Annotated in this window: 3 protein-coding genes and 1 tRNA gene; 1 reads left to right on the top strand and 3 read right to left on the bottom strand. The window is 29.3% G+C overall.

Translation table 11 applies throughout. From position 1 onward, the window contains the following. Positions 1-758 precede the first annotated feature (758 nt). Complete coding sequence (locus tag L8W69_RS08250) at positions 759-1,031, bottom strand: hypothetical protein (protein WP_263666870.1); 273 nt, start codon at positions 1,029-1,031, stop codon at positions 759-761. Between the two features lie 49 nt (positions 1,032-1,080). Further along, entirely contained in the window at positions 1,081-1,692 is a 612-nt protein-coding gene (locus L8W69_RS08245) for a hypothetical protein (protein ID WP_263666869.1), read from the bottom strand. Positions 1,693-1,820: 128 nt separating this feature from the next. Between L8W69_RS08245 and L8W69_RS08240 the strand changes: the two genes are divergently transcribed. Next, a tRNA-Met gene (locus L8W69_RS08240) sits at positions 1,821-1,897 on the top strand. Between the two features lie 141 nt (positions 1,898-2,038). On the opposite strand, the gene L8W69_RS08235 is transcribed toward L8W69_RS08240, so the two are convergent. Continuing rightward, a complete protein-coding gene (locus L8W69_RS08235; protein ID WP_263666868.1) occupies positions 2,039-6,757 on the bottom strand; it encodes an inverse autotransporter beta domain-containing protein in 4,719 nt (1,572 codons plus the stop codon). Between the last annotated feature and the right edge of the window lie 94 nt (positions 6,758-6,851).

Raw genomic sequence — 6,851 nt, 5'->3', positions numbered from 1 at the left:
CAACCACCACCAGTTAAACCAAAAAATTTGTCTTTAGAGCGACATCTATTATCTTTTTTATTAAAGATAAAAATTTGTCCTCCACAAGAACCATCATCTTCCCAACCATTATTATTTTCATCATTAATACCAACTTGAGTATCTTCATCTTCGATATGGCTAGTGCTTTTTTAAAACACAACTATTACATTTAAAATAGTTATCGTTTTAAACATACAATATCTTTACTAACTTCTAAAACTATCTAAAGCATAGCATTTATATTTTATTTTACAGTATAAACAGGACATAAAATAAAATATTTAGTATAGTATAATGTAGAAGAAAAAATTTAAATGGTAATGATTTTAAAAATGTTTATAGCTTTGAAAAAATAGCTAAAATTATACTAGGGGTTAAATCTTTAAAATAAGATTTAATCTACTTTAGCAATTCATATAATAGCAAATATTCTATTTTTGAAATTGTTTCTTGAATATATTAACACTTACTCTTCATTAGTCAGGCAGTATTTTTCTTTATTAGAATTTAAATTCACAATATTCTTTCCTTGAAATTCACACTCTAAAAATTTTAATACATCACCTATTTAGCAAAACAATATCACTTTTTTACACATTTTTACAATAAAATACAAAGTATGTGCAAAAGTATGTGCAAATGAAAAATATTTCATTAAAGTATGGATATTTAGGAGTTTAGTTGGTAAATTACACGCCTGCTAAATCCACCATTTATTTTGCATTACAACTTGATTTTCAAAAAAACATTTTCCAATGATTTTTTAGTATTTTGATAATATTTTTGCAAATTTCTTTCTTTTTGCTTTCTTCTATTTGGAGTTTATCTAAAAAAGTTTCTTCAAGAGTGTTAATAAGTTGCATACATTCTTTTGCATTAAATCTTTCTACTTCATTTAAAGGTGATAACGCTTTTAACAATAAATCTTTATATTCCATAAGAGTTTTAATATCTACCTCTGAAAGCTGGGCTAACAGAGATAGAAATTGTTCAAAATTATACAGTGGCATATATTTCTTTCTTTTTCCATAACATTATAAAATATGCCTATATATCCGACTAATAAATTATTTCATGATCTCCACCACCAAAAGTAACATCTCGTATTCTTGTGACATCTGCACCTAAAGTATTAAATCTCATTGTAAAAGTAGGAGTTTCGGTCAATGGTTTAGTGCACCATGTAGTTGATATTACAACTTTTGCTTCACCGGAATTATCAAATTCTTTATCCCATCTTTGTATTTTTGGCGGAGTTTGACCATGGCCAACATCGAGTTTGGTTCCATCAAAATCAACTTTTTCTCCTGCAATTCCATCGGTTAATGTTAAAGTTGCACTGGTATAGCATGAAGCAGGATCTTTCCAAGTATCATATATTGCATGAATGCGTTTTTGCACCTCAATACCTCCTACAATTGCCTCATGATCAGTTCCATCCCATTCTTTATATTTCACTTTAAGACTAAAAATTCTACCGGTGTGTTGAGTAACTTTTCCAATAGGTTTAAAATTTAAATAAACTGAACCTTCATCATCAGTATGAAGCTTGCCTTTATTTACAAAATTAACATAACCAAGATACTGATCTGGTTGAATATCTACACTAGAGTTTGGAATTAATCCATATAGCTCTATAGTTGCTCCTGTATCAAATGGAATATATCTCATATTTATTCTTGGACGAATTGGTCCATCAAATACAGCTGTTTCAGTAGCTTTTTCACTTCATAAAACATAAGACGGGGTAAAAACGATCTCAACAAAACCTAGGCCTTGTATTTTACTCCTTTTTTTATGTCAGGATAGCTCAGCTGGCTAGAGAGCTGGTCTCATAAGCCGGAGGTCGGGAGTTCAAGTCTCTCTCTTGACACCACTTAAAATATCTTTTTAATGTTATATTTATTTTTTATATTTTGTAAATTAGCTTTCAAGAATGCTTATAAGTATAGTTTTTTGATTATATTTAATTTATTGTATGGTTTTAATGCCCTTATTTTACAAGGACATTAAAAATTTAGTGACCCAGGATATGGATTGGGTCTGTGTAGCCGTGCACTAGAGTTTCTTTTCTAGATTTATCATATTGATAGTGCAAAGTAAAAGTAGCTCCTTTTGCTTCGTCAAATAGAATACCATTAAAATAAAAAGTTGCATTTCCGTTTTCATCTACTTTTGCCATTTGAGATTCAGGATTTGCAGTTCTTGACACAAGAAATATAGTACCTTTTGGCTGACAATATTTAAATTGTAAAATAAATGGCATTGCTTCCATAACACTTTTGTCTTGCCCTCTTGAGTTTGGATATATTATTACAGGTACAAATTCGTATAATAATTCATGACTAGCAGTGTGCCCATTGTAATCTACAAATTTGACTTTCGCATTATCATAAAAAGGTTTTTTAGATTTTATGGTAATAGCTGCAACACCTTGTTCATTAAAGACATCATCTTTTTTTACTATATCAGCATTACTAACTTCCCATCTTATTTTAGTATTTGATTTTCCTCCATTAACAAGCAGTGTAGCTTGTATATCATCTCTACCTAAAATTCTATCAGGTGTTGTTTTCAAAAATCCTGGAATATATTGATAGAGATTAACATATCCTGTAACAGTGTCTTTTAATAAAAAAGATCTACTATATTCAAAAGTAAATTTTACCATTTTAGCTTCGTATTGACTAACCCCGTTAAATTCTAAAGTAGCTTCTCCGTGTTCATTAGCTTCGTAAACTTCTTTTTTTGAACTCGTATATTGCGCGTCCAATATCTTTATTTTAGAATTAGGCATTAAATTACTTACTTTTATTTTAAAATCACTATTATAATCAATTGTTTGTTCGCGATCTTTGAAGCTTGGATAAGTTATTTTTGGAGTATATATGGTTCCTTCTTTATAGGTAAGTGGCCTATAAAATTCTTGATTAAAAACAATAGCTTTAACTGTAGGATTGATTGCATATGGATATTTAGAAGTTATAGTTGCTTTAGCCTTACCTTCTTCGTTAAATATATCATCTGTTTTGCTTAAAATACCATCTCCATTTAAACTCCACTTCACTTTTTCATTGGGTTTGCCATTTATTAAAGTTACTTCAACACTACTATTTGGCTCTGCTGTAATAGTGTTTGGTCCATCATCATATCCTATATCGTAGTTATAGACATTAATTTGGTCTGTTTGAGTCCATGTTTTCTCCCCTTCTTTTCTAATATAAAAAAACTTAACGAAAAAACCAACAACACGTTTGTTGTAAATACCCTCAAATTCTAAAGTAGCTTCGCCTTTATCATTAACATTAAAGCTATCTTTTTTTATTCTTACGCTGTTTGGTTCACTTGTGCTAATTGTATCGATTATAGAATTAGGCATAAGACCACTTATTTTGATATTAAAATCATTTCCAAAATCCACAGTTTTTTCCTTACCTTTAAAACTTGGATAAATTATTTCAGGAGTATAAATATGGCGTTTATCAAAAGCAATGCTTTTGCTTAAATTCTGACCCATGCTGTTAATGTTGATTACTATATTTTTTTGATTTGGAAATTCTGTATTCACAATTGCACTTGCACGACCAGTTCTGTCAAATTCTTCATCACATTGAAATAAAATACCATCTCCATCTATATTCCATATTATTTTAGAGTTTGGTCTGCCACCATATATTGGTATTACAATCCTACATGGAGCTTCAACAACATCTGGAACAACCCCAAAAAATATAGTATATTTGTAAAGCTGAATAGGTTCTAAATAAGCTATTGTTTTTTGTTGATCCCCTTTTATTTTAGTATAACTAAACTTAATAGCAATATCTTTAACACTATAATCACTAATACCACTAAATTCTAAAGTAGCTTCACCTTTATTATTAACATCAAAGCTTTCTTTTTTAGCTTTTACTCCTTTACTTCCACTGATTTTATCAATAGTGGAATTTGGTAATAAACCGCTTATTTTAATATTAAAATCATCTATATAATCTATAGTTTTTTCTTGGGTTTTAAAGCTTGGATATTCTACTTTAGGAGTATATTCTTTAATCTCATAAGGCAATTCTTTTTTAAGATCTTTAGTCATAGTTTTAACTTCTAAATTTGGATTAACTTTAAATGGAGCTTTAGAAGCGATAACTGCCTTAGCTTCACCACTAGCATTAAATGTTGCATCATGACTACCTAAAGTAGCATCCCCGCTTAAACTCCATTCTATTTTTTCATTAGGTTTACCACCTTTTAAAGTTACTTCAACATGATCAAGTTTTGGATCTTTTAAAGCTTTGTTATTATCACTTTCATAAGCATGAATTTTATCTTTACTAAAACTAATGCTTGGGGTATATTGGTGGAGTTTGATTTCTCCACTTACTTCTTGAGTACTAGCTGCGCTTTGATTATAAGTAGCAATGATTTGTAATCTTTTAATATTAAAATCTTTTACTCCTTCAAATACTACCTTACTCTCACCTTTATCATCAGCTGTACTTTCTTTATCGTTACTAATTCTTAAAGTTTTATTGCTTTGTATATCTTTAGCCTTCCATAAAACTTTTGTTTTTGGCATTAAACCTTTAAGTTTTACTTCAAAGTCGCTTTTATAATCAATCATTCCTTTTTCAAAGTCTTGATGAGTCACAGGATCTTTTCCAGCAGGAAGCTCCATGGTGGCTGTATAATTTTTAATCTCTAAATCTTTACTTCTTTCTTTTACTAATTCATCACTCATATTCTTAGCAATGATTTTTACTTTTTCATTTCCACTAAGTCCTATGATTTCTACATTACTCTCACCTTTATCATCAGCTATTAAATTAAGCTCCTTAGTAGTTTTATCTTTATCAACAAATAAAGCATTATCTCCTTGTATACTCCATTTAACTTTTGTAGAATTAGCTTTTAAGTTTTTATAACTTGCATGAGTTTTTTCTTTATTACCTATAATAGTTTTATCTAAGATAATATCATCATCTCCATAAATTGCTATTTGAACAAATGTTTTTAAAGTAACTCCTAATACATTAGCAATGATTTCAGCTTTTTCTTTATCTTTCATGTTTACATCAGGTTTGTAGATGATATTTGAATTTCCATCTTTATCAGTTTTATCTGAATTTGGCGTTTTTTCTAAACTTCCTTTACCATTTAATTTCCAATGAATTACCGAATCGCCTGCTAAATCATTTCCTGTAAATGTGATTAGAGATTTTTCATATCTTTGTATATTAGAAGGTTTGGCAAATATCCTAAAGTCTTCTTTTGGAGCTATGATAGTAATAGGGAAACTTTCTTGAGCATTCCCTGCTTTAGCAATTAAATTGGTTTGGCGTACTCCATAAGAGTGGATTATTTTTACAAAAACTTTTCCATTGCCATCAGTAATATAATGATTTCCATCTTTCAAGATTACACTTTTTTGTTCAGGAGTTACACTCATAGCAACATTTTTAACTGCTTGATTAAAGCCATCTTTAAGCATAATACAATGAGTATTACCTCCTAAATTTCCACAATAAGAAATATGATAAGCATTGTTAATAGCTTTATATTCAAGCACCATAGAATAATCTCTATCTATAAAATGAGTTCTAGAGCCTTCAATGGTATTATTTATACCTGCTAAGTTTGTATCGAAAGCATGTTTGAAGGCATCTTTGTCTAAAGGTATGTTAAAATTCATAGCTATATTTGTGCCTTGTTTATCACTCTCATCACTTATTTTATGGCTTAGCGAAAAAGTTAATGCAGGACAGGGTGAGTAAGTAATACCTCCTTCATACACTAAAGGATTTTTTTCTAAATCTTCATAGCAGTTTACATTGCCAAATGGAGCTACTTTTTCTCCATACCATTTACTCATATTAGCAAAAACAGCTACATTACTCATAGAAGGAAAAGCATATTTAATACCCATGTCCCAGCCATTAGCAGGGCGTTCTAAGAAAGTTAGATCATTATTTGCATTTTTAAAATCATAACTACTAATCCAATCACTTAATCTTTGATAAATATTAGCATGGAAAGCTAGTGTATCTAACATGCTTTCAAAGCCCAAAGATATTCTTTTATGCTCTCTACTAAAATCACGATCATAAACTAAATTTAATCCTAGCATGATATTTCCTGAATTATCTAATGCTAGTGCATTAGGATAATATCTTATACCACCGCCAAAATGACCTATGATTCTATTATTATCATATCCACCTATACCGCTTTGTAGAAAATAAGATATTTTTGGATTATCTTCACTCATAATAGGTAAAAGAACTTTAGCATTACCACTTAAACCACCCCTATCATTATAGTTTAAATTAAACTCACTATTAATGGAGTGATTAAGAGTATGTAAATATTCTTGGATTAAAGTATTAGCTTGTAAGCTTAAATAATTGCTTGCTAAATCTCTTATAAGCTCATCTCTTTCTTTACTATCTTTGGCATTATATACATTACCTATAGTTTGAATAACATTAACAACCTTACTAGATAATTCTTCATCTTCTTTACTAAGATTAGAATCCTTCTTTGGTTTTTCTTCTAATAGCTTTTTGACTCTTGAGTCAATGTTATTATGTTCTTTAAGTATTTGCTTTTGATCATGGTTTACATGATTAAGTGCAAGAGTTTGATTGTTATCTATAATGATTTTATCTTGATTTTTTAAAATCATTATTTGAGAAAAAAGAAAAGTGTGAATGAGTAAAACAAATAAAAGCGTTTTTTTCATATCCCCCCCCCCGAATCCTTTGCATAAAATTTTTTATTTGTGATGAGAATATGATAACATAAAAAATACAAAAGTGATAAAAAAGTTATAAAAA

The organism is Campylobacter sp. CNRCH_2016_3089 (assembly GCF_025772505.1).
Classification (GTDB): Bacteria; Campylobacterota; Campylobacteria; order Campylobacterales; family Campylobacteraceae; genus Campylobacter_D; species Campylobacter_D lari_D.
Note: the sequence above shows the minus strand (reverse complement) of the source record. Positions and strands in the feature narration are given on the sequence as shown.

Excerpts from the sequence above, each read along its gene's own strand:
- L8W69_RS08250 (WP_263666870.1), bottom strand. The coding sequence starts at position 1,031 with ATGCCACTGTATAATTTTGAACAATTTCTATCTCTGTTAGCCCAGCTT.
- L8W69_RS08245 (WP_263666869.1), bottom strand. The coding sequence starts at position 1,692 with ATGAGATATATTCCATTTGATACAGGAGCAACTATAGAGCTATATGGA.
- L8W69_RS08235 (WP_263666868.1), bottom strand. The coding sequence starts at position 6,757 with ATGAAAAAAACGCTTTTATTTGTTTTACTCATTCACACTTTTCTTTTT.